Below are 22,377 nucleotides of genomic sequence, written 5' to 3' on the forward strand. Positions count from 1 at the left end.
CAGGGAGGGAATGATGGTGCGGAGCACGAGGGGGATGCGGAGCGTGAAGGGTGCTTTCCTGGCCGCGACGATGCTCGCCGGCCTGTCCGCGATCCCCGCCTGGGCGGCCGACAGCATCAAGGTCGGCGGCCTCGCCACGCTGGAGGGCGCCTTCACCGTGCTGGGTCAGGACGGCCTGCGCGGGCTGGAGCTGGCCCTGAAGGAAGCGAACAACACCGCCGGCGGCAAGAAGATCGAGCTGGTCAAGGGCTCCTCCGACGCCACGCCGGACAGCGCCATCCGCGCCGCCCGCAAGCTGGTGGAGCAGGACAAGGTCGACATCCTGGTCGGCCCGCTGTCCGGCGACGAGGGGGTCGCCATGCGCGACTTCGCCAAGACGCACCCGGAGGTGACCTTCATCAACGGCTCGTCCGCCGCGCAGGACACCACGCTGCGCAACCCGGCGCCCAACTTCTACCGCTTCAACACCGACGGCGTGCAGTGGGCGGCGGGGCTCGGCGACTACAGCTACAAGACCAAGGGGTACAAGCGCGTCGTCACCGTGGCCGAGGACTACGGCTTCCCGTACAGCCAGGTGATGGGCTTCATGCTCGAATACTGCAAGGCGGGCGGCAAGGTCGTGGACAAGTTCTGGGTGCCCATCGGCAACAAGGACTTCTCCTCCATCATCGCGAAGCTTCCGGACAACATCGACGCGATCTACGTGGCGCTGGGCGGGGCCGACGCCACCAACTTCCTGACGCAGTACGAGCAGAACGGCGGGTCCAAGCCGATGATCGCCGGCTCCATCACCGTGGACCAGACGGTGCTGGGCGCCAAGGGCAAGCGGCGCAGCTACCTGATCGGCACGCCGTCCGCCGGCCCCATCGCCGACACCTGGGACGATCCCAAGTGGAAGCAGTTCGTCGCCGACTACAAGAAGGCCTTCCCGGACGGGCTGCCGTCGCCCTCGCTGTTCGCCCACGCCTACTATCTGGCCGGCAAGGCGATGGTCGCCGGTCTGAACGAGGTGAAGGGCGACCTGAGCAGCGGTGAAAAGGCTTTCCAGGCGGCGCTGTCCAAGCTGACGCTCGACACGCCGACGGGCAAGGTCAGCCTGGACAAGAACCGGCAGGCCGTCGCCGACATCTTCCTGACGGAGGTGGTCGAAGGCCCGAACAACACGCTGGCGAACAAGGTGATCAAGGTCATCCCGCAGGTGACCCAGACCATGGGCATGGACGAGGCGGAGTTCATGAAGCTCGGCCCCGCCAGCCGCGACAATCCGGAGTGCCGGTAGGCGCCTTCGCCCCCTCCCCAACCCTCCCCCGCGTTGCGGTGGAGGGGCTTCAAGCTCCCTCTCCCGCGAAGCGGGGGAGGGTTGGGGAGGGGGCTCCACGCGAGGACGTAAATGCAACGCGCCGAACGCCTCAAATCCGTCGCCTCCGCCAACGCGCTGGAACTGACCGGGGTCAGCCGGGTGTTCGGCGCGCTGCTGGCGGTGGACAACGTCACGCTGTCCGTCACGGCGGGGGAGCGGCGGGCCATCCTCGGCTCCAACGGGGCGGGGAAGACGACGCTGTTCAACACGATCACCGGCGACTTCCCGCCGTCGAACGGGCGCATCCGCTTCTTTGGGGAGGACATCACCGAACTGCCGCCCTTTGAGCGGATCCGGCGGGGCCTGCGCCGGACCTACCAGAACTCCCAGCTGTTCCGGGGGCTACCGGTGATCGACAACCTGTATCTCGCCGTGCGCGGGGTGGGGCGGCGGCGGATGAGCCTGCTGCGGCCGGGCGAGGACCATCCGGCCCGCCAAGCCGCGCGCCAACTCGCCCACGCCATCCACCTGGAGGAGGTCGCCGACCGCCCGGTGTCGGAGCTGTCGCACGGGCAGCAGCGGCAGCTGGAGATCGGCATGGCGCTGGCCGGCGCCCCGCGCTTCATCCTGTTCGACGAGCCCGCCGCCGGCCTCAGCCCGGCGGAGCGGCGCGAGCTGGTGGACATCCTGAAAGCTCTGCCCGCCCACATCGGCTTCATCATCATCGAACACGACCTCGCCGTGGCCTTGCAGGTGGCCGGGACGGTGACCGTCATGCACCAGGGCCGCGTCTTCAAGCACGGCCTGCCAGCCGACATCGAGACGGATCCCGAAGTGCAGAAGATCTACCTGGGAGGCCGGCATGGCTGAGCCCGTCCTCCAGGTCTCCGACCTGCACGTCTATTACGGCCAGTCGCACGCGCTGCAAGGGGTGACGCTGGGGCTGGGCGGCGGCGTTCTGGCGGTGGTCGGGCGCAACGGCATGGGCAAGACCACGCTGTGCAACGCCGTCATGGGCATGGTGCGGGCGCAGCGCGGATCGGTGCGGGTGCTGGGCCGGGAAATCCTGGGCCTCGCCCCCAACGACGTGGTGGCGCACGGCGTCGGCTATGTCCCGCAGGGCCGCCGGGTGTGGCCGTCGCTGAGCGTGGACGAGCATCTGCGGCTGGCCGCCGGGCCGAAGGGACCCTGGACGGTGGAGCGTGTCTACGACGCCTTCCCGCGCCTGAAGGAACGCCGCAACAACGGCGGCGGGCAGCTCTCAGGCGGCGAACAGCAGATGCTCGCCATCGGGCGGGCGCTGCTGGCGAACCCGAAGCTGCTGATCATGGACGAACCGACGGAGGGCCTCGCCCCCGTGATCGTCGAGCAGGTCGCCGCCATGCTGAAGCGCCTGGGCGGCGAAGCGGAAATCAGCGTGCTGCTGGTGGAGCAGAATCTGGGCGTGGCGCTCGACGTGGCCTCCCGCGTCGCCGTGATGGTCAACGGCCGCATCGCCCGCGAGCTTCCCTCCGCCGACCTCGCCCGCGACCCGGAGCTGCAACGCCGCCTGATCGGCGTCGGCAGCCACGGGCACGAGGACGAGGTGTCCACCGCCGCCGCTCCGGCGGACGAGCCGGAACCGGAGGTGCGCTCCTTCGTCGTGCGCCGCGCGGCGGCGGAGATCGCAGCGGTGCCGGCCATCGACCTGCCCGCCGAAGCGCCCGTGTACAGCATCGCCCGTGCGCCGACGCGCTGGAGTTCCGGCGGCCGGACCGCGCCGCGCGCCGCGCCCGAACCCGTGGCCGCTCCGGTCCTGGAGGACGCCGCCCCGCGCGAGATGGTGGTTCCGGTGGCGCAGACCATCGGGCGCGCCGCCTACATCGCCGGCACCTTCGACACCAAGGCGAAGGAGCTGTTCTTCCTGAAGAACCGCATCGAAAAGCTGGGGCTGAGCACCGTCACCGTGGACCTGTCCACCTCCGGCCGGCCGAGCCCCGCCGACATCGGCCCGCAGGAGGTCGCGCGCTGTCATCCGAAGGGAGCGTCGGCGGTCTTCACCGGCGACCGGGGCACGTCGGTCGCAGCGATGGCGGAGGCGTTCGAGCGCTTCATCCTGACGCGCCGCGACGTGGGCGGGCTGATCTCCGCCGGCGGGTCGGGTGCGACGGCGCTCGCCACGCCGGCCATGCGGCGGCTGGCGGTCGGCCTGCCGAAGGTGATGGTTTCCACCGTCGCCAGCGGCGACGTGAAGGGCTATGTCGGGCCGTCGGACATCTGCATGATGCACTCCGTCACCGACGTGCAGGGGATCAACCGCATCTCCGAACAGGTGCTGTCCAACGCCGCCCACGCGCTGGCCGGCATGATCGCCCACCGCCCGCGCGCCGTCATGGCCGACAAGCCCGCCGTCGGCCTGACCATGTTCGGCGTCACCACGCCCTGCGTGCAGATGGTCCAGCGGGCGCTGGAGGAGCGCTACGACGGACTGGTCTTCCACGCCACGGGCACCGGCGGGCAGTCGATGGAAAAGCTGGTGGACTCCCGCCTGCTGGCCGGCGTCATCGACGTGACGACGACGGAGGTCGCCGACCTCCTGATGGGCGGGGTGATGAGCGCGGGGGAGGGGCGGCTCGATGCGATCATCCGCACCCGCGTGCCCTATGTCGGCTCCTGCGGGGCGCTGGACATGGTGAACTGGGGACCCATCGATACGGTGCCGGCCCCGTACAAGAACCGCACCCTCTACCGGCACAACCCGCAGGTGACGCTGATGCGCACCACGGCGGAGGAAAACGCCCGCATGGGCCGCTGGATCGGGGAGAAGCTGAACCGCATGGACGGCCCCGTGCGCTTCCTGATCCCGGAGGGTGGGGTGTCGCTGATCGACGCGCCGGGCAAGCCCTTCCACGACCCCGCCGCCGACGCCGCCCTGTTCCGCGCGCTGGAGGAGACCGTGCGCCCGGCCCCGAACCGCAAGCTGATCCGCCTGCCTCATCCCATCAACGACCCGGCCTTCGCGGACGCCCTGGTGAAGGCCTTCGGGGAGGTGATGGGATGAGGCCGCGATGCACCGGCTTTCCCTCTCCCCTCTGGGGAGAGGGTGGCCCGCAGGGCCGGGTGAGGGGGTTCACGGGGGACGGAAAGCGCAGGCAATGCGGGACCCCCTCACCCCAACCCTCTCCCCGGAGGGGAGAGGGAGTGAACGCCAGGAGACTGTCATGCCACGCATAGCCCGCCAGACCATCCTTGAATCCCTGCGCGCCAAGATCGCGCGGGGGGAGCCCATCGTCGGCGGCGGGGCGGGGACGGGCCTGTCGGCCAAATGCGAGGAGGCCGGGGGGATCGACCTGATCGTCATCTACAACTCCGGCCGCTACCGCATGGCCGGGCGGGGGTCGCTGGCCGGGCTGCTCGCCTACGGCAACGCCAACAAGATCGTCGTGGAGATGGCGCGGGAGGTGCTGCCGGTCGTGATGCGCACGCCGGTGCTGGCCGGCGTCAACGGCACCGACCCCTTCCTGATCCGCGACCGTTTCCTGCGGCATCTCGCCGATCTGGGCTTTTCCGGCGTGCAGAACTTCCCGACCATCGGGCTGATCGACGGCACTTTCCGGGCGAACCTGGAGGAGACGGGCATGGGTTACGGGCTGGAGGTGGACATGATCCGCGCGGCCCATGAGCTGGACCTGCTGACCACCCCCTACGTCTTCTCCGAAGGGGAGGCGGAGGCGATGGCGGAGGCCGGGGCGGACGTCATCGTCTGCCACATGGGCCTGACCACCGGCGGCAGCATCGGGGCGGAGACCGCGAAGACGCTGGAGCAATGCGCGGCGGACATCAACGGCTGGATCGCCGCCGCCAAACGGGTGCGCGGGGACGTGATCGCGCTGTGCCACGGCGGCCCGATCAGCATGCCCGACGACGCGGCCTTCATCCTGGACCGCTGCCCGGAGTGCGACGGCTTTTACGGCGCCTCATCCATGGAACGCCTGCCGGTGGAATCCGCGCTGACCGAACAGACGCGGGCCTTCACGACGATAAAGCGCAAGGCGCGCGCGTAACAGGGAGGGAACCCCCATGTCCGGAGAAACGATCGGTGCGCTGATCGCCTGGCTGGTCGTCATCGCCATCGTCGTGGCGGTCGTGGCCTACTTCCTCTACTTCTTCTACCGCCGCTCCACGAAGGAGGTGAGCTTCGTGCGCACCGGCCTCGGCGGGCAGCGGGTGGTGGTGAACGGCGGCGCCATCGTGCTGCCGATCATCCACGACCTGACGCCCGTCAACATGTCCACCCTGCGGCTGGAGGTGCGCCGCGCGCGGGAGCAGGCGCTGATCACCCGCGACCGCATGCGCGTGGACGTGGTGGCGGAATTCTACGCCCGCGTCGCCCCGAACCCGGAGGCGATATCCATCGCCGCCCAGACTCTCGGCTCCCGCACCATGAAGGCGGAGGGGCTGAAGGAGCTGGTGGAGGGCCGCTTCGTCGACGCGCTGCGCGCCATCGCCGCCGAGATGAGCATGGAGGAGATGCATGTCCGGCGCGGCGACTATGTGAAGCGCGTCCGCGCCTCAGTCGCCGAAGACCTCGCCCTGAACGGGCTGGAGCTGGAAAGCGTGTCGCTGACCAGCCTCGACCAGACGCCGATGGAGTATTTCAACCCGTCCAACGCCTTCGACGCGGAGGGCCTGACCCGCCTGACGCAGGAGATCGAGCAGCGCAAGAAGGTGCGCAACGACATCGAGCAGGACACGGCCATCCAGATCCGCAACAAGAACCTGGAGGCCGAAAAGCTGATGCTGGAGATCGAGCGGGAGTCTGAATACGCCCGCCTGTCGCAGGAACGCGAGCTGGAAATCCGCCGCGCCATGCAGCGCGCCGAACTCGCCCGCGAACGGGCCGAGCAGGACCGCACCGCCGAGGAAGCGCAGCTCACCGCCCGCGAGCAGGTGGAACGCATCCGCATCCAGACCGAACGCCGCCTGGAGGAGGAGCGCATCACCCGCGAACGCGAGGTGCAGCGGCTGGAGGTGGAACGCCGCAAGTCTCTGGAACTGGCGGAGCAGGAGCGCCAGATCGCCATCGCCGAGCAGTCCCGCGCCCAGTCCGAAGCGCTGGCCCGCGCCGAGGAGGCCCGCGCGCTGGCCGTTGCGGCGGAGGAAAAGGTTTTCTCCGCCCGCGAGATCGAGCAGGCCGAACGCCGCAAGCAGATCGAACTGATCGCCGCCGCCCAGGAAGCCCAGCGCGACGCCGTCCGCCTGCGCACGGAAGCCGAGGCCGAACGGCTCGCCGCCATGGACCGCGCCGAGGCCGCGCGCATCGCCGCCGACGCGGAGGCCGAGGCCGACAAGATCCGCGCGCTGGCCGCCCGCCTGCGCTACGAGATCGAGGCGGAGGGCGCCCGCCAGATGAACGAGGCGCAGAACGTGCTGACGCCGGACTCCCGCGCTTCCGCCATGCGGCTGAAGCTGATCGACAAGCTGGAGGCCATCATCCGCGAGAGCGTCCGCCCCATGGAGCGGATCGAGGGCATCAAGATCCTGCATGTGGACGGGCTTGGCATGAACGGCCACCACGCCAACGGCGACAGCAACGGAACCGGCATCGCGGATTCGGTGGTCAACTCCGCACTCCGCTACCGCGCCCAGGCGCCGCTGGTGGACCAGCTGCTGCGCGAGATCGGCATCGAGGGCGTGGACATCAACAAGCTGACCGGCGGCCTCGGCCACCGCGCGCTCGCCGAACCGGAAGACGGCACGAAGCATTAAGGGGAGGCTGGAGCCATGGTGAAAGTCTACACTTCCAGCGTCATCGACGCCCCGGCGGATCGGGTCTGGGCGACGGTGCGCGACTTCAACGGGCTGCCGAACTGGACGCCCTTCTGCGCCGAAAGCCGGATCGAAGGGGGCCAGCCGTCCGACCGCGTCGGCTGCATCCGGAACTTCCGCCTGAAGGACGGCGGCGTGATCCGGGAGAAGCTGCTGGCCCTGTCCGACTATGATTTCCAGTGCAGCTACTCGATCCTGGAAAGCCCCATGGGCGTGCGCGACTACATCGCCACCTTGAAGCTGACCCCGATCACCGACGGCGACCGCTGCTTCGCGGAATGGTCGGCGGAGTTCGACTGCGATCCCGGCCGGGAACGGGAACTGGTGGAGCTGATCGGGCAGGGCGTCTTCCAGTCGGCCTTCGACGCGCTGAAGGACCGGATGAGGCGCGCCTGACATGCCGCGCATCGTCCGCTCCACGGTCATCGACGCGCCGGTCGCGGAGGTCTGGCGGATCCTGCGCGACTTCAACAGCCACCGCGACTGGCACCCGGCCGTCGCCGACAGCCTGATCGAGGACGGGCAGGCGCCCGACGCGGTGGGTGCCGTGCGGCGCTTCCGACTGACCGGCGGGGCGGTTCTGCGCGAACAACTGCTGACGCTGTCCGACCGGGACCATGCGCTGTCCTACTGCATCCTGGACGCGCCGCTGCCGCTGTTCGGCTATGTGGCGCAGATCCGGTTGCGGCCGGTGACGGACGGGAACCGGACCTTCTGGCACTGGTCCGGCGCCTTCGACTGCCCGCCGGACGATGAGGCGGAGATGGTCCGGCTGGTGGCCGAGGGCGTGTACGAATCCGGGTTCGCGGGCCTGAAGAAAACCCTTTCCGCACCGTTCAGAACCCTCTCCCCTCCGGGGAGAGGGCAGGGTGAGGGGGGTGCGCGTGGCGGAACGTTCGGCAAAGGCGCAGGAGACACCAACGCCATCGTCGTCCGCGGCTACGGTCCCCCCGACGTGATGCAATGGACGCGCGTGTCCGTCCCGCCGCCCGGTCCGGGCGAGGTGACGCTCCGCCACACGGCCATCGGCGTCAACTTCATCGACGTGTACTGCCGCACTGGCTATTTCCGCCTGCTCCAGCCGCCCGGCGTGCCGGGAATGGAGGGGGTCGGCATCATCGAAGCGGTCGGTCCCGGCGTCAGCGGCCTCGCGCCCGGCGACCGGGTCGGCTACGCCTGCGCGCCCGTCGGCGCCTATGCGGAGCGGCGGACGATGCCGGCGGAACTGCTGGTCTCCCTGCCCGACGACCTCGACGACGAGACGGCCGCCGCCGTTCTGCTGAAGGGCATAACGGCGGAGTTCCTGCTGCACCGCGTCCACCCGCTGGCCGCCGGGGAGACGGTTGTGGTGCACGCAGCGGGGGGTGGGGTCGGGGTGCTGCTGGCGCAGTGGGCGAGCGCGCTCGGCGCCACGGTGATCGGCGTCGTCGGGTCGGAGGCGAAGGCCCGCGTCGCCCGCGCCCACGGCTGCGCCCACGTCCTTTTGGCGTCCGACGACGTGCCGGCTCGCGTGCTGGAGCTGACCGGCGGGCGCGGGGCCGACGTGATCTACGACGCGGTCGGGCGCGACAGCGTGGCCCGCGACTTGGCGATGCTCGCGCCCTGCGGGCATATCGTCAGCTACGGGCAGGCCGCCGGGAACCCGGAGCCGCTGGACGTGGCCGCGCTGGCCGAGCGCTCGGCACGGCTGTCGCGGCCGAACTTCGGCCATTACGCCGGGACCCCGGCGCAGGTCCGGCAGTCCTCGCAACGGCTGTTCGACGCGCTGCGGCGCGGGCTGGTCCGCCCGCTGGTCGGCGCGCGTCTGCCCTTGCTCGAGGCGGCGCAGGCCCACCGCCGGCTGGAGGACCGCGCCAGCGTCGGGGCGACCATTCTGCTGCCCTGACCGCTCTCATCCGGCGCCGGACGATTGGCGGGCGGGTGCATCGCCCTAGATGGAGGAGGGACGGGCTGGGCGTGGAAAGGATAATGCCTTGAGACGTTTCCTGCTGGGGCTCCTCCTGCTGGTCGTGGTGGGTGTCGTGGGCTTTGCCGCGCTGGCATGGCGGCCGTCCATCGACCCCATCGATTCGGCGGCGTCCCCGCCGGCCGATCCGGCGCGGGTCGCGAAAGGGGCGCAGCTGGCGCTGATCGGCGATTGCGTGGTCTGCCACACCAAGCCCGACGGCAAGCCCTATTCCGGCGGCGCGCCGCTGCCGACGCCATTCGGCACCATTTACGCCACCAACATCACCCCGGATCCGGAGACCGGCATCGGGCGCTGGTCGGAGGCCGCCTTCCGCCGCGCCATGCGCGAGGGCGTGGACCGCGAGGGCGACCACCTCTACCCCGCCTTTCCCTACGACCACTTCACCCGCATGACGGACGAGGACATCGGCGCGGTCTACGCGTTCCTGATGACCCGCGAGCCGGTCCGGCAGGAGGCGCCGCGCAACCAGCTTCCCTTCCCGCTGGGCTTCCGGCCGCTGCTGGCCGGGTGGAAGCTGCTGTTCCTCGACAAGGGACCCGTGCCGCCGGCCGCCGGGCAGGGCGAGGACTGGAACCGCGGCGCCTATCTGGCGGAGGCGGTGGCCCATTGCGGCGCCTGCCACAGCCCGCGCAACCGGCTGGGTGCGGAGGAGCGGGACAAGACCTACTCCGGAGGCAGCGTGGAGGGCTGGCACGCGCCGGCGCTGAACCGGAACTCCACCGCGCCGGTGCCCTGGACCGCCGACCGCGTCTTCGCCTACCTGCGCGGCGTGGACTCGCGGCACGGGGCCGCCGCCGGCCCGATGGCGCCGGTGTCGCACAACCTCGCCCGCGCGCCGGAGGCCGACGTGCGGGCCATCGCGGCCTATATCGGTTCCATGGCGCCGGCGGGGCGTGAGCCGGCTCCGCCCGCATCCTCCGCGTCCGGCGGGGAGGGCGGCGCCATCTACGCGGCGGCCTGCGCGTCCTGCCACAACGACGGCGGGCCGGTCACCGCGCGCGGCGTGCCGCTGGCGCTCAGCTCGGCCGTCACCGGGCCGGACCCGCGCAACCTGATCCACATCGTGCTGGACGGCATCCACCCGCGGCAGAGCGAGCCCGGCGCGATCATGCCCGGCTTCGCCGACGTCATGACGGACAGCCAGATCGCGGCGCTGGCAACCTATCTGCGCGGCAGCTTCGTCAACGGCCCGGCCTGGAGCGACATCGAAGGAACCGTGCGCCGCATCCGCCAGGGGAAGGAGACATCCTGATGGTCACCCTCACCGTCAACGGCAAGGATCACCGGATCGACGCCGACCCGGCGACGCCGCTGCTCTACGTGCTGCGCGACGACCTGGGCCTGAACGGGGCGAAGTTCGGCTGCGGCCTGGGCCAGTGCGGGTCCTGCACCGTGCTGGTGGACGGGCGCGCGGTCTTCTCCTGCGTCACGCCGGTCCTGCTGCTGGAAGGCCGCAAGATCACCACCATCGAGGGGCTGGGCAGCGCGGAAAACCCCAGCCCGTTGCAACGCGCCTTCATCGAGGAGCAGGCGGCGCAGTGCGGCTATTGCATCGCCGGCATGGTGATGCGGGCGCAGGCGCTGCTGCAAAGCAAGCCGAACCCGACCGACGCGGAAATCCGCGAGCATATGAAGACGAACCTGTGCCGCTGCGGGACGCACATGCGGATCCTGCGGGCGGTGAAGCGCGCCGCCGGGTCGGTGCAGACGGCGCAAGCGCCCTCCGGAGCCCCCTCCGGACCTGAGGGAGGCCGGCCATGAGCGGCCTGTTTTCCGGCAGCCTGTCGCGCCGCGCCGTGCTGGCCGGCGGCGCGCTGGTCGTCGCCTTCGCCATGACGCCGCTCCGCCATCTGCTGGCCGAGGAGGCGCAGAACGCCGGGAAGGAGCCGAACAAGGCCCCGCGCCTGCCCGGCAGCCTGAAGGACGCCCCGATGCTGGATTCCTGGATCCGCATCGACGCCGACGGGCGGATCACCGTCTTCACCGGCAAGGTGGAGCTGGGGCAGGGCATCAAGACCGCGCTGATCCAGGTGGCGGCGGAGGAGCTGTCGGTCGATCCCCAATCCATCACCCTGATCACCGCCGACACGCAGACCACGCCGAACGAGGCCTACACCGCCGGCAGCCACTCCATGCAGGACAGCGGCACGGCGCTGCTGAACGCCGCCGCCCAGGTGCGCGCCATCCTCACCGACTTGGCGGCCCAGCGGCTGGGCGTGCCGGCCGACCAGCTGACCGCGCGCGGGGGTGCCATCGTGGCACCGGACGGGCGCAGCCTCCGCTATGGCGAGCTGGTCACCGGGCAGGAGCTGCACCGGGAGGCGGCACCCGACTCGCCGCTCAAGGCCCCCGGCGCCTACACGGTGATCGGCCAGCCCCTGCACCGGGTGGACATCCCGGCCAAGGTGACCGGCGGCCCGGCCTATGTGCAGGATCTGCGGCTGCCGGGCATGGTGCACGCCCGCGTCGTCCGCCCGCCCACGCACGGCGGCCGCCTGCGCGACGTGGACACGGCGGCCGTGGAGCGGATGCCCGGCGTGCTGAAGGTGGTGCGCGACGGCAGCTACCTCGCCGTGATCGCCGAGCGCGAATTCCAGGCCGTCACCGCCCTGCGGGCGCTGGCCGAGGCGGCGCGCTGGGATCCCGGCCCGCCGCTGCCGGACCGGGCGACGCTCTACGACAGCATCGAGACCTGGCCGGCCGAGCATCGCACCATCCTGGACCGCGGCCCCGCCGCGCCGGGTGCGGTGAAGACGCTGGAGGCAACCTTCCGCCGGCCCTACCAGATGCACGCCTCCATCGGGCCGTCCTGCGCGGTCGGGCTGTTCCAGGACGGCGCGGTGACGGTGTGGACCCACAGCCAGGGCGTTTATCCGCTGCGCAAGGCCATCGCCGAGATGCTGCGGATGCCCGCCGATTCCGTCCGCTGCGTGCATGTCGAGGGCTCCGGCTGCTACGGCCACAACGCCGCCGACGACGCCGGGGCCGACGCCGCGCTGCTGGCGCGCGCCTTCCCCGGCCGGCCGGTGCGCGTGCAGTGGATGCGCGAGGACGAGCACGGCTGGGAGCCCTACGGCCCGGCGATGGTGTCGAAGCTGCGCGCGTCGCTCGATGCCTCCGGCCGCATCGTCGACTGGCAGTACGAGGTGTGGAGCAACCCGCACAACACCCGGCCCGGGGCCGCCGGCAACCTGCTGTCCGCGCAATATCTCGAACAGCCCTTCCAGCCGCCACCGCCCAAGCCGCTGCCGCAGCCGGAAGGGGGCGGCGACCGCAACGCCATCCCGCTCTACACGCTGCCCGCCGCGCGCGTCGTGCACCACTTCATCCCCGAGGCGCCGCTGCGCACCTCGGCGGCGCGGGCGCTCGGCGCCTACATGAACGTCTTCGCCATCGAGACCTTCATGGACGACCTCGCCGTCGCGGCCGGCGCCGATCCCGTGGAGTTCCGCCTGCGCCACCTGGAGGACCCGCGCGCCCGCGACGTGGTGACCGTGGCCGCCGAGCGCTTCGGCTGGGCGGAGGCCGCCTTGCCGAAGGGGCGCGGGCGCGGCTTCGCCTTCGCGCGCTACAAGAACCTCGCCGCCTACGCCGCCGTGGCCGCAGAGGTGGAGGTGGAGCGGGAAACCGGCCAAGCGCGTCTGGTGCGCGCGGTCGCCGCGGTGGACAGCGGGCAGGCGGTCAACCCCGACGGCATCCGCAACCAGATCGAGGGCGGCATCATCCAGTCCATGAGCTGGACTCTGTTCGAAGCGGTGGACTTCGGCCGGGACGGCGTGACCAGCCTGGACTGGAGCGGCTACCCCATCCTGCGCTTCCCCTCGGTTCCCGACCGGATCGACGTCCACATCATCGACCGGCCGGGCCAGCCCTACCTGGGCACCGGCGAGGCCACGCAGGGGCCGACCTCGGCGGCGGTGGCGAACGCGGTCGCCCGCGCGGCCGGCGCGCGCATCCGCGACCTGCCGCTGACGGCGGACCGGGTGAAGGCCGTCATTGGCGCGTGAGATCGGCGCGTGATGCCCTCATCAGCGGTGGCCATGCCACCCGCCGCCCCACCCGCCGTGCCATCCGGGCCCGCCGTGCCATCCGGGATGCCCCCAGCCACCGTGGCCCCACCCGTAATGGTGACCGTACCCCCATCCGCCGCCCCACCCGCTGCCGATAAAGACGCCGCCGGTGAACAGCGGCGGGCCGTAGACCCAGGGATCGGACCAGTAGGCCGGCGGGTAGTAGGGCCGGTAGACCTGCGGCTGCACCACGTAGGTCTGCGACGCCTGTCCGGGGATGGTCTGCTGGACCCGCCAGCTGCCGTCGGCCTGCAGGCAGGCGAGGCCTACGGCCTGCTGCTGCTGCCCGTCGATCACGACCGGCGTGTTGAACTCCCGGCAGGGCAACTGCTGGGGCTCGACCTGCGTGGTCGGGGGCGTCACCGGGACCGCGACGGGCGGCGGTACCACGCAGGCTGAACAGGCCAGAAGCATCAGCAGCACGGCGTTGCGCATGCGAGAACTCCAGGGGACGGGCAGCATTCCTCTCCTGAAGAGTCAAACACGGACGGCGGCCGGTTCCATCCCGACCGCGAGCAATTTTCCGGTCCTCACGCAACACAGTCCGTTAAAATCCCTCTCCCGCCGGAGGCGGGCGAGGGCTTCAGGCCGCGACGACAGTGGGGTGGGGCATCGGCTGCGCGCCGAACCAGGAAAGCGCCGCCGCGTCGCGGCGGTCGGAGTGGCCGGGCTGCTCGCACAGCGCGTGCGGGGCGTCGTAGACGCGGAAGTAGCGCCAGGGGTTGGCGATGCAGCGGTGCCGGTCCCGCTGCCCCTCGGCCAGCAGCGCGCTGACGGCGATGTCGTCCTCGCGGTAGCGGGCCGGGTCGCTCAGGGGCAGGCGGCGGCGCAGGTCGGCGGTGCGCATGGCCATCACCTCCCCCTTCACCACGTCGCAGGGCACGCTGGTCGGACGGTGGTCCCCCATCCGGCGGTGCGTGCCGTCGCGGTATCCGCCGGCCGGGGACAGCACCACCCCTTCCACCCCGGCGATGGTGCCGGGCGGCGAGCCCGCGACCTCGGCCACGAGGACTTCCAGGGAGTCCTGGTGGATCACGTCGATGTCGTCGTCGATGATGCACACATACTCGGTCTCGGCGCAGGTGGCCATGAACCAGCGCGGCCAGCAGATCATGTTGACCGACGAGGCCACGGTCCAATGGGCTTCCGGGAAGTCCGCCGGCTCGCCGTTGTTCCAGACGAAAAGGCGCGGTTCCAGCTTGTTGGCGGCCAGCCGCGGCAGCAGCCGGCGCAGCAGCTCGGGCCGGCGCCAGTTGGTCAGGCAGACGGTCAGCGTGCCCTTCAGGTCCGCCCCTTTCATGCCGGCACCCTCCGCGTCGCGCGCACCCGGTCCAGGGCGGCGCGGTAGCGGGCGAGATAAGGCTCCAGGATCGGGTCGTGCCCTTGGTCGATCAGCGACATCGTTTTCCGGGTGAAGTGGACGAGGGAGACCGGGAACCGGTCGGGGACGGGCCGCACCCCGTCCTCCCCCGGATCGCGGAGATGCCGGTTCCACACCGCCAGGTTGAACCCCTGGTGGCGAAGGATGCGTGTCCGGGGGAAATGGAGCGGCATGAGGTCGAGGTAGCGCTGGTCGTCGAACAGGCCCTCGGCGGGGTTCTTTTCGCAGGCGTGGCGGCAGGCCGCGGCCCACCAGCGCAGGGCGTCGGTCCCCGCCCGGTTCGCCCCGACGCAGCCGGCGTTGAACAGCCCGTCCGTGAAGTTCAGGCGGAAGTCCTGCGGCGACGCCTCCGGGGTCGCCGGGCGCCAGTGCGGCGTGAGCAGGATCCCGCCGGTCCGCAACTCGTCGAACAGCGGCTGTGGCGATTCGAAGAAGAAGAGGTCCGGATCGCAATAGACGACCGCGTCCGCCATCCCCTCTTCAAGTAGGTGGGCCAGGAAGACGGGCTTCATGCACCAGCGCAGCCGATCCCTGTCCTTCCCGTGGGTGGCGAGGGTCGCCCGCGCGCCCGGCGACGTTGCGGCCAGTCCCGGAACCGTCCACAGGCGGATGCCCGGATGCGGGATGGCGCAGGGGGCGGTCGCCAGCACGAACAGGGGACCGGTCCAGCCGCTCTCGTCCAGCGACGAGCGGAGGGCGAGCGCGTAGTCCGCGTAATCCGGGGTGATGATCGTGCAGATGGCGCTGCGGGGCATCCTCGGCTCGGCTCTCTCCGTGAACGCGCGCCATCCAGGCCGCCATCAAAGCCGCAGGTCCGCGCGCCAGACTCGCGAACTGGGTGTGTGTATGACTACAGAATGTCTCAGAAATAGGCAATATGAATGCATAGCCTATTTGAAGTTGCGCGACGCAGCGCCCGTCGTCATTGTTCCGGCGACGCGCCCGCCGGGGAGCCGCGGGAGTGCGCCGGAGCATGCCGCGGGACGGAGACGGTCTTCCCATGAAATTCGCCATTCTGGTCCTGGCCTGCCGGCAGCCGGCAATCCTTGAAGCGCTGATCGGCACGCTCGACCATCCGGACATCGGCTTCTTCGTGCATGTGGACCGCAAGTCCAACGAAGACTTCTCCCGGCTGAAGGACTGCACCGCCCGGTCGCCGGTGACGGTGATCCGCGAACGCGAGGTCTTCTGGGGCGGCTATTCCATGGTGGAGGCGACAAACGACCTGATCGCTCTGGCCTTGCGGGTGCCGTCCGTGCGGCGTCTGACCCTGATCTCCGACGACAGTTTCGTGATCACGTCGCAGGCCCATTTCTTCGAGGTCATGGACAGCGGCCTCAACCTGTGGACGGGCAAACCCAACAGTTTCCGGCACCGGTACGATCAGGCGTATCTTCCGGACTCCCCCGCCTCCTGCCCGAGGAACCCGGAGCTTGAAACGCGCCACTTCCGGGAGGCCGACATCCCGGCGCTGGAGGGGCTTCTCCGCATCATGAAGACCGGGAAATACCCGCTGGAGACGGTCTACAAGGGCTCGCAATGGTGGTCGCTGACGCGCAAGGCGGTGGAGGCCGCGCTGGAGCGGCTGGAGGATCCGTGGCTGCGCGACTCCTTCCGCTATTCCCTGGTCCCGGACGAAAGCGTCATGCCCACGCTGCTGTCCCTGGCGGGGGTGGGGCGGGACGGCTGCGCGCTGCACGACAACTGGGACCGCAAGCCGCGCCCTTACGTCTACCAGCATCTCTGGGAGGTTCCCCGCAGCGTCCCCGGCCGCACCCTGTTCCTGCGGAAGGTGCGCAGCGCGTCCTGCCCGCTCGTCCGGCACGCGAAGGCCCTCTTCGAGAGCGCCGAACCCGACCACGGGTGAACGGGCGCGCCGGACGGACGGACGGCGTGCCCGTCCGTCCAGGCGGTGCCGGTCACTCGGCGGGAACCGGCTCCGCGTGCCGGGCCTGCTGGCCCACGCGCTTGCTGCCGAACAGGCGGTAGACGGCGACGAAGAAGACCGGCACGAACAGGATCGCCAGCACGGTGGCCGAGATCATGCCGCCCATCACCCCGACGCCGATGGCGTTCTGGCTTTCCGAACCGGCGCCGCTGCTGGTCGCCAGCGGCAGCACGCCCAGCACGAAGGCCAGCGACGTCATGATGATCGGGCGCAGGCGCTGGCGGCACGCCTCGACGGCGGCATGAAGGCGAAGACCACCGCGTCCTTGACCCGCGACAGGGCGCCCATGGCGCGCGCGGCGATGGCGGCGGGCTTGCTGGCCGGGGTCTTGCGCTCCTCCCAGTCCTTCAGCCGGACGAAGGCCATGCCGGCGTTCTGCCCGCGGCCGGCGAAGTTGAAGCCGGCGATGGTGAACAGGCCCTCGACATTGTCCTTTTCCTGCTCCAGGAAATGGGCCTCGACCAGCTTGTTGGTTTCCAGCGTGCGTTCGATGCTGGCGTTCGGCGGCGCCGACCACAGCACGAACAGCTGGCCGCGATCCTCCTCCGGCAGGAAGGAGGAGGGCATCTGCAGGAACAGGTAGGCCAGCCCGCCGAGGATCAACCGATAGGCGACGCCGTAGCGCCCCAGCCGCGACACCGCCCCGCGCACGCCGCGCAGGTAGACGCGGCTGCCGGCGTCGAAGCCCCGGTTGAACAGCCCGAAGAAGCCGCCCTTCGCATGGCCGTGGCCGTCATGGTTCTTCAGCGGCTTCAGGATGGTGGCGCACAGCGCCGGCGTCAGCACCAGGGCGACCAGCACCGACAGGGCCATGGCCGACACGATGGTCAGCGAGAACTGGCGGTAGATGGCGCCAGCCGACCCGCCGAAGAAGGCCATGGGCACGAACACGGCGGACAGCACCAGCGCGATGCCGACCAGCGCGCCGGTGATCTGCCCCATGGACTTGCGCGTCGCCTCGCGCGGGGGCAGCCCGTCCTCGCCCATCACGCGCTCGACGTTCTCCACCACGACGATGGCGTCGTCCACCAGCAGGCCGATGGACAGCGCCATGCCGAACATGGTCAGCACGTTGACCGAAAAGCCGAACGACGACAGCCCGCCGCGGCGACTGCATGCGTAACTGCGCCATGATGGTGGCGTTGAACTGCTGGCCGGCGGAAACTTGCGCGTTCTCCGTCCTGATCGCGCTGGCGATGTCGGTGGTGGTGAGTTGATGGCTGTTCAGCGCGTCGGGGTCGAGCCAGATGCGCATGGCGTGTTGCGGACCGAAGACGGTGATGTCGCCCACGCCGGGCACGCGGCTCATCGTGTCCTGGAGGCCGCGCTGCTGCACCTCCTGCGGCAGGAGGGGGGTGGCCAGCTTCAGCTTGTTCTGCACCTGGACCTGGGCGATGTCGGGGTTGGCCTCCGGCTCGAAGGTCAGGGTGATGGTGACGTTGCCCGACGAATCGCTGGCCGAGGACATGTAGCGGAAGTGGTCGAGCCCGGTCATCTTCTGCTCGATGACCTGGGTGACCGTGTCCTCCAGCGTCTTGGCCGAGGCGCCGGGATAGCTGGCGGTGATGGACACCGTCGGCGGCGCGATCTTCGGGTACTGCTCGACCGGCAGGCGGAGAATCGCGAGCGCACCCGCCAGCATGATGACGATGGCGATGACCCAGGCGAAGACCGGCCGGTCGATGAAGAATTTGGACATGAGGGGCGGCGATGGCGCCTTCGGCCACGCCCTGCTCCACGCGGGCGCGCACGAACAGGCCGGGCAGCAGCTCCTGGTTCGGGTTGGGGAAGACCGCCCGCAGCTGGACGGAGCTGGTCCCCGGATCGACCGTCACGTTGGAGAACTGAAGCTCCCCGCGCTGGCCGGGCAGGGCGCCCTGCGCGTGGAGGACCCGAAGGTCGCCGCGCGGGCCTTCATGGGCATGGTCACCGGCAACATCCTGATGCGCCGGCTGATCCTGCCCCAGCACCCCTGCCCCGTGGGGGACGTGGACCGCTACGTCCGCGACGCGGTGGCCCTGTTCCTCAGCGGCGCGAAGGCCCCCTGACGGTCAGCCGGCGGGAGGGGCCAGGGGCGGCGTCGGCAGGATGGTCAGTTCGTGCACGTCCACGCCCGGCGGCTGGTCCAGGGCGTAGAGGACGCTGCGGGCAATGTCCTCCGGCTTCAGCGCGTCGGGCTGCGGGTTGTCGAAGAAGGGCGTGTCGACCATGCCCGGCTCGATGAGCGTCACGCGCACGCCGGTTCCGCGCAGCTCCTCCCGCAGGCCGTAGCCGATGGCGCTCACGGCCCATTTGGTGGCCGCGTACATCGACCCGGCCAGCACCCGCCGCCCGGCGACCGAGCCGGTGATCACCACATGCCCGCGCGCCGCCTTGACCTGTTCCAGCGTCGCGCGCAGCGTGTAGGCGACGCCCAGGATGTTGACCTCGACCATCCGGCGCCAGCTCTCGGGCGGGGCCGCGGAGAAGCCGCCCGGCTTGCCGCCGGTGCCGGCGTTGGCGAAGACGGCGTCGATGCGTCCGAAACGCGCCATCACGGCGTCCGCCATCCGCACCTGACTGTCGTAGTCGGCGACGTCGCAGGGGACGGCGCAGGCGCGGTCCTCCCCGATCTCCCCAACCAGCGCCGTGAGCTTGTCGGCCGAACGCGCCGCCAGGGCAAGGCGCCAGCCGGCCGCGGCCGCCGCGCGCGCCGTGGCGGCGCCGATGCCGCTGGACGCTCCGGTGACGAGCAGGACTTTTCCATCGGGCATGGTTGATTCTCCTGTAGGGCGCGGGGCACCGCTGCCGTGTCTGGGAGGATCAACAGGCGCCGTGTCCATCCGTAGCAAACCGGCGTCCGTGGCATACCGCACCTATGGCATACCAGAGTAGGAACGCATCGCGGGCTCGCTGGTTATGTCCCCACCGGTACTTTCGTACCGAAGTCGAACAACTTTCGTGCTGACGACTTTCGTGCTGCCTGGGGGAGGGGACGCTGAAGGCATCGCTGGGCCATCCGTCCGTTCTGGCGCTCGCCGCCTTCGCCGCAACGGTGGTTCTGTCGGCTTTGGCGCTGTTCCGCCTGCCCAACGGCCTTCTGTACGACGCGGCGGTGGGGCTGGGCGCGGCGCGGCTGGGGGACAGCGGCGAACCGCTCCCCTTGATCGTCGAAATGCCGGGCGAGGGCATGTCGGACGGCGGGCCGGACCGCTGGACGCCGGCCGTCAAGGCGCTGCGGGATCTCGGCGCTGCCCGCATCCTGCTGGTGCCCGCCTCCGGCGCTCCCGGCTTGCCGGACGGCGCGCAGGATGGACGGAACGACCTGTTCGTGGCGCGCCCCTCAGCACTGGCGCCGGCCGAGCACGGCATCCACCGCCGGCAATGGACCTCCATTCCGGTGGAGGGGGACCGTGCACCCACGGTGGAGGCGGCGGCAGCCCGCGCGGCGGGCGCGGCCGTTCCCGAGGCGGGGGAGCGCGGCTTCCTGCTTCGCTTCGCCGACGACGCCCGACCACTTCCCACCGCCGGCTACGACAGCCTCGTCAACGGCCGGCTGCTGCCGCAGATGGTCGCCGGCCGGACGGTGCTGGTCGGGCCGGCCTCCGGCCCCGGCCTGAACACGCCGGTGACGCCGGGGGCGGAGACCATGAGCGCGCTGGCCTTCCACGCCTCCGCCTTCGCCACGCTTCTCGCCGGGCCGCCGCTGGAGTTCGGCCTATTGGGCACGGTGGTGCTGGTCGCGCTTGCTTGCGCGCTGGGCGCCCTGGTCTACGGGCGGATCGGCCCCCGTCTGGCGCTGTGGACCGCGCTGGCCGTGGTCCTGCTGCTGCTGGCGCTCGGTTACGCTGTGCTGCGCTGGGGCGGCGCCGTGCTGCCGCTGACGGAGCTTCTGCTGTCACAGCTCCTGCTGCTGCCGCTGGTGCAGCGCCAGCGCGAGATGGAGCAGGACCGGTCCTTGCGCTGCATCCTGCGCGGCGTGTCCACTCAGGTGCGGGAGCGGCTGCACCGTGGCACGGCGGAGGTGGAGGCCGACCGCGTGCCGCTGAGCATGGCGCTGGCGGCGCGGCTGCTCAACCTGCCCAAGTCGCTGCTTCTGGAGCCGGACGGCCACGCGCTGCGGGAGGTGGCCGCCCACGGCTGCGCGCTGGCCGACCTGCCGGCCGACGCGCGCGACCCGTTGCGGCCGCCCTACGCGCAAGCCGCCGCAGCCGGCCCGGTGCGCCCGGCGAAGGGGCTGCTGCCGGCCGGGCCGGGCGAGGCCGCCTTCGTGGCGCCGCTGCCGCCGGACGGCGACCCGCTGGCCTATTGGGTCTTCGTGGCTCCAGAACAGCCGGGTCAGGACCGCCCGGCGGTGCCGGGCTTCGCCGCCATCGCGGAGCAACTGGGCGACCTGCTGGTGGCTGAGCGGTCCGTCGCGGAACGGCCGGACACGGATGCGGTCGGCAAGTCGGTGGACCGTCAAATCCGCCGCATCGTCGGGCAGTTGGAGCACCGGCTCGACCTGCTGGAGGCGGTCCTGGCGGAGACCAGCTCGGCCATCGCGGTGTTCGACCCCTTCGCCCGGCCCCAGCTCGTCAACGACCGCATGGGGGAGGTGCTGCGCGATGCGGGCTTGGCGCCCGACCTCGTCACGCCGCTCGACCTGCTGGTGCGCGGGGCCGGGGTGGACCCGGCGGAGGCCGGGGGCCTGCTGCGGCGAATCATGTCGGATGGCGGCGGAGTCAGCCTGCCGGCACGGCTGGGCGGGAACGGGACCCGCTATCTCCTGAAGCTGTCCGCCCCCAGCCGCCCGGCGTTGGCCGGGGAGAACGGACGCTGGGTCGGCGGCGCCCTGCTGTGCGAGCTGGTGGACGTGACCGACGTTTCCCGGCTGGCCGGCTTCCAGGCGACGTTGGCCCGCCACCTGGACCTTCAGCTGCGCAACGAGATGGAGGCGATCCTGCTCGCCGCCGACTTGCTGGGCGACGCGCGCCTGGGCGAGGCGGGACGCGCGCGGGCGCTGGACCGGCTGCGCGGCGCGGTGGAACGGACGCGCGAGCGGCTGGCCCGCGTCGGTGCCTTCTTCGACGCGGAGCCGGAGGGCGCTGCCCAGGGGCTCTACCCCATCGACCCGCGCGAGCCGCTGACCGCGGCGCTGGAGCACGCCGCCGAGGAGGCCTCCCGCCGCCGCGTGCGGCTGGAGCGCCGCTGGCCGGAGCTGGTGACCCTGGTCGTCGCCGGCGCGCGGGAAACGCGGGAGCTGATGCTGGCGATCCTGCTGCTGCTCGTCCGCGACGCGCGGGAAGGGGCGGCGGTGCTGGTCGAGCTGGCGGAGGGTCCGCAGGACGTGGTCGTGCGCTGCACCAGCGACGGCGTCGGCATGCCGCAGGAGCGGCTGCGCGATGTCGTGCTGGGCGCCCGCGACCCGGATTCGGCGGAGCTGCGCGCCATCCAGGCCGGGGCGCGGCGGCTCGCCGCCTGGGGCGGGCGGCTCGACGCCATGTCGGGTGTGGGGACCGGTTTCGACTTCCGTTTGTGCCTGCGCAAGCTGCTGTGAGGGGGACGACGCGGTGGCAAGCATCCTTCTGATCGACGACGACGACCTGCTGAGCGAGCTGCTGGCGATGAAGCTGGAGGTCGAAGGCTACGCGGTGGTCACAGCACCAGACGGGGCGGCGGGGATCGCGCGGCTGCGCGAACGCCGCTTCGACCTTGTGGTGCTGGACCTGATGATGCCGGTGATGGACGGGCTGCGCACGCTGGACGCGCTGGCGGCGGAGGTCCCCGACCCGCCGCCGGTGATCGTCCTGTCGGCCAGCGGCGGTTTCGACGTGGCCTCCGCGAACGGTGGGGCGCGTGTGGCGGCGGTCGTGCGCAAGCCGGTGGAGTCGGCGGAGCTGCTGGCCCGCATCGCCGGCGCCCTGTCCGTCGCCGGCTGAG

The 22,377-nt window shown here is 71.0% G+C and carries 19 protein-coding genes and 2 pseudogenes; 14 read left to right on the forward strand and 7 right to left on the reverse strand.

Annotated elements, in window-relative coordinates; translation table 11 throughout:
* The first annotated feature begins 43 nt into the window (after nt 1-43).
* From ACSVC7_RS22165 to ACSVC7_RS22210, 10 genes are all read left to right on the forward strand, one after another.
* The gene (locus ACSVC7_RS22165) at nt 44-1,279 is read left to right on the forward strand and encodes an ABC transporter substrate-binding protein (protein WP_448206781.1); all 1,236 of its coding nucleotides are present in this window, start codon (nt 44-46) and stop codon (nt 1,277-1,279) included.
* Between the two features lie 111 nt (nt 1,280-1,390).
* A complete protein-coding gene (locus ACSVC7_RS22170; RefSeq protein ID WP_448206780.1) occupies nt 1,391-2,170 on the forward strand; it encodes an ABC transporter ATP-binding protein in 780 nt (259 codons plus the stop codon).
* A complete protein-coding gene (locus ACSVC7_RS22175) occupies nt 2,163-4,340 on the forward strand; it encodes an ABC transporter permease (protein ID WP_448206779.1) in 2,178 nt (725 codons plus the stop codon). The genes ACSVC7_RS22170 and ACSVC7_RS22175 overlap by 8 nt, the downstream gene beginning before the upstream one ends.
* Nucleotides 4,341-4,500: 160 nt before the next feature.
* Entirely contained in the window at nt 4,501-5,343 is an 843-nt protein-coding gene (locus ACSVC7_RS22180) for a phosphoenolpyruvate hydrolase family protein (protein WP_448206778.1), read from the forward strand.
* Between the two features lie 16 nt (nt 5,344-5,359).
* The gene (locus tag ACSVC7_RS22185; RefSeq protein WP_448206777.1) at nt 5,360-7,048 is read left to right on the forward strand and encodes a flotillin family protein; all 1,689 of its coding nucleotides are present in this window, start codon (nt 5,360-5,362) and stop codon (nt 7,046-7,048) included.
* Between the two features lie 15 nt (nt 7,049-7,063).
* Nucleotides 7,064-7,504, forward strand: a complete 441-nt coding sequence (locus ACSVC7_RS22190) for an SRPBCC family protein (RefSeq protein WP_448206776.1) — start codon at nt 7,064-7,066, stop codon at nt 7,502-7,504.
* 1 nt (nt 7,505) lies between these two features.
* A complete protein-coding gene (locus ACSVC7_RS22195; RefSeq protein ID WP_448206775.1) occupies nt 7,506-8,993 on the forward strand; it encodes an SRPBCC family protein in 1,488 nt (495 codons plus the stop codon).
* Nucleotides 8,994-9,081: 88 nt separating this feature from the next.
* Nucleotides 9,082-10,329, forward strand: coding sequence for a c-type cytochrome (locus tag ACSVC7_RS22200; RefSeq protein WP_448206774.1), 1,248 nt, complete (start codon nt 9,082-9,084; stop codon nt 10,327-10,329).
* A complete protein-coding gene (locus ACSVC7_RS22205; RefSeq protein WP_448206773.1) occupies nt 10,329-10,838 on the forward strand; it encodes a (2Fe-2S)-binding protein in 510 nt (169 codons plus the stop codon). The genes ACSVC7_RS22200 and ACSVC7_RS22205 overlap by 1 nt, the downstream gene beginning before the upstream one ends.
* Entirely contained in the window at nt 10,835-13,084 is a 2,250-nt protein-coding gene (locus tag ACSVC7_RS22210; protein WP_448206772.1) for a xanthine dehydrogenase family protein molybdopterin-binding subunit, read from the forward strand. The genes ACSVC7_RS22205 and ACSVC7_RS22210 overlap by 4 nt, the downstream gene beginning before the upstream one ends.
* 21 nt (nt 13,085-13,105) lie before the next feature.
* Here ACSVC7_RS22210 and ACSVC7_RS22215 read toward each other — a convergent pair whose 3' ends face one another.
* The 3 genes from ACSVC7_RS22215 to ACSVC7_RS22225 all read right to left on the reverse strand — a co-directional run bounded on the left by ACSVC7_RS22215 (nt 13,106) and on the right by ACSVC7_RS22225 (nt 15,283).
* Nucleotides 13,106-13,570, reverse strand: coding sequence for a hypothetical protein (locus tag ACSVC7_RS22215; RefSeq protein WP_448206771.1), 465 nt, complete (start codon nt 13,568-13,570; stop codon nt 13,106-13,108).
* Between the two features lie 160 nt (nt 13,571-13,730).
* Nucleotides 13,731-14,447 (reverse strand): hypothetical protein, encoded by a 717-nt coding sequence (locus ACSVC7_RS22220; protein ID WP_448206770.1) that lies wholly within the window; start codon nt 14,445-14,447, stop codon nt 13,731-13,733.
* Nucleotides 14,444-15,283: a hypothetical protein gene (locus tag ACSVC7_RS22225; protein ID WP_448206769.1), complete on the reverse strand. Its 840-nt coding sequence runs from the start codon at nt 15,281-15,283 to the stop codon at nt 14,444-14,446. Before ACSVC7_RS22225 ends, ACSVC7_RS22220 begins: the two co-directional genes overlap by 4 nt.
* A gap of 245 nt (nt 15,284-15,528) precedes the next feature.
* On the opposite strand from ACSVC7_RS22225, the gene ACSVC7_RS22230 reads away from it, so the two are divergent.
* On the forward strand, nt 15,529-16,395 hold the full coding sequence (locus tag ACSVC7_RS22230) for a beta-1,6-N-acetylglucosaminyltransferase (RefSeq protein ID WP_448206768.1): 867 nt from the start codon (nt 15,529-15,531) through the stop codon (nt 16,393-16,395).
* 52 nt (nt 16,396-16,447) lie between these two features.
* Here ACSVC7_RS22230 and ACSVC7_RS22235 read toward each other — a convergent pair whose 3' ends face one another.
* From ACSVC7_RS22235 to ACSVC7_RS22245, 3 genes and pseudogenes are all read right to left on the reverse strand, one after another.
* Nucleotides 16,448-16,675, reverse strand: coding sequence for an efflux RND transporter permease subunit (locus ACSVC7_RS22235; protein ID WP_448206767.1), 228 nt, complete (start codon nt 16,673-16,675; stop codon nt 16,448-16,450).
* A 32-nt stretch (nt 16,676-16,707) separates the two neighbouring features.
* A pseudogene (locus ACSVC7_RS22240) lies at nt 16,708-18,118 on the reverse strand (efflux RND transporter permease subunit); the annotation flags it as partial.
* Between the two features lie 145 nt (nt 18,119-18,263).
* Nucleotides 18,264-18,311, reverse strand: a pseudogene (locus ACSVC7_RS22245) (hypothetical protein); the annotation flags it as partial.
* Nucleotides 18,312-18,359: 48 nt separating this feature from the next.
* Here ACSVC7_RS22245 and ACSVC7_RS22250 point away from each other — a divergent pair.
* Complete coding sequence (locus ACSVC7_RS22250; RefSeq protein WP_483508651.1) at nt 18,360-18,524, forward strand: TetR/AcrR family transcriptional regulator C-terminal domain-containing protein; 165 nt, start codon at nt 18,360-18,362, stop codon at nt 18,522-18,524.
* A gap of 3 nt (nt 18,525-18,527) precedes the next feature.
* On the opposite strand, the gene ACSVC7_RS22255 is transcribed toward ACSVC7_RS22250, so the two are convergent.
* Nucleotides 18,528-19,229 (reverse strand): SDR family oxidoreductase, encoded by a 702-nt coding sequence (locus ACSVC7_RS22255; RefSeq protein ID WP_448206765.1) that lies wholly within the window; start codon nt 19,227-19,229, stop codon nt 18,528-18,530.
* 281 nt (nt 19,230-19,510) lie between these two features.
* On the opposite strand from ACSVC7_RS22255, the gene ACSVC7_RS22260 reads away from it, so the two are divergent.
* Both ACSVC7_RS22260 and ACSVC7_RS22265 read left to right on the forward strand, forming a co-directional pair.
* Nucleotides 19,511-21,994: a hypothetical protein gene (locus tag ACSVC7_RS22260; RefSeq protein WP_483508642.1), complete on the forward strand. Its 2,484-nt coding sequence runs from the start codon at nt 19,511-19,513 to the stop codon at nt 21,992-21,994.
* A gap of 13 nt (nt 21,995-22,007) precedes the next feature.
* On the forward strand, nt 22,008-22,376 hold the full coding sequence (locus ACSVC7_RS22265; RefSeq protein ID WP_448206763.1) for a response regulator: 369 nt from the start codon (nt 22,008-22,010) through the stop codon (nt 22,374-22,376).
* Nucleotide 22,377: the final 1 nt, after the last annotated feature.

This window comes from Azospirillum mesophilum (genome assembly GCF_053470405.2).

Coding starts and splice junctions, on each gene's coding strand:
- ACSVC7_RS22170 (WP_448206780.1), top strand. CDS start 1,391: ATGCAACGCGCCGAACGCCTCAAATCCGTCGCCTCCGCCAACGCGCTG.
- ACSVC7_RS22175 (WP_448206779.1), top strand. CDS start 2,163: ATGGCTGAGCCCGTCCTCCAGGTCTCCGACCTGCACGTCTATTACGGC.
- ACSVC7_RS22180 (WP_448206778.1), top strand. CDS start 4,501: ATGCCACGCATAGCCCGCCAGACCATCCTTGAATCCCTGCGCGCCAAG.
- ACSVC7_RS22185 (WP_448206777.1), top strand. CDS start 5,360: ATGTCCGGAGAAACGATCGGTGCGCTGATCGCCTGGCTGGTCGTCATC.
- ACSVC7_RS22190 (WP_448206776.1), top strand. CDS start 7,064: ATGGTGAAAGTCTACACTTCCAGCGTCATCGACGCCCCGGCGGATCGG.
- ACSVC7_RS22195 (WP_448206775.1), top strand. CDS start 7,506: ATGCCGCGCATCGTCCGCTCCACGGTCATCGACGCGCCGGTCGCGGAG.
- ACSVC7_RS22205 (WP_448206773.1), top strand. CDS start 10,329: ATGGTCACCCTCACCGTCAACGGCAAGGATCACCGGATCGACGCCGAC.
- ACSVC7_RS22210 (WP_448206772.1), top strand. CDS start 10,835: ATGAGCGGCCTGTTTTCCGGCAGCCTGTCGCGCCGCGCCGTGCTGGCC.
- ACSVC7_RS22220 (WP_448206770.1), bottom strand. CDS start 14,447: ATGAAAGGGGCGGACCTGAAGGGCACGCTGACCGTCTGCCTGACCAAC.
- ACSVC7_RS22225 (WP_448206769.1), bottom strand. CDS start 15,283: ATGCCCCGCAGCGCCATCTGCACGATCATCACCCCGGATTACGCGGAC.
- ACSVC7_RS22230 (WP_448206768.1), top strand. CDS start 15,529: ATGAAATTCGCCATTCTGGTCCTGGCCTGCCGGCAGCCGGCAATCCTT.
- ACSVC7_RS22235 (WP_448206767.1), bottom strand. CDS start 16,675: ATGACGTCGCTGGCCTTCGTGCTGGGCGTGCTGCCGCTGGCGACCAGC.
- ACSVC7_RS22255 (WP_448206765.1), bottom strand. CDS start 19,229: ATGCCCGATGGAAAAGTCCTGCTCGTCACCGGAGCGTCCAGCGGCATC.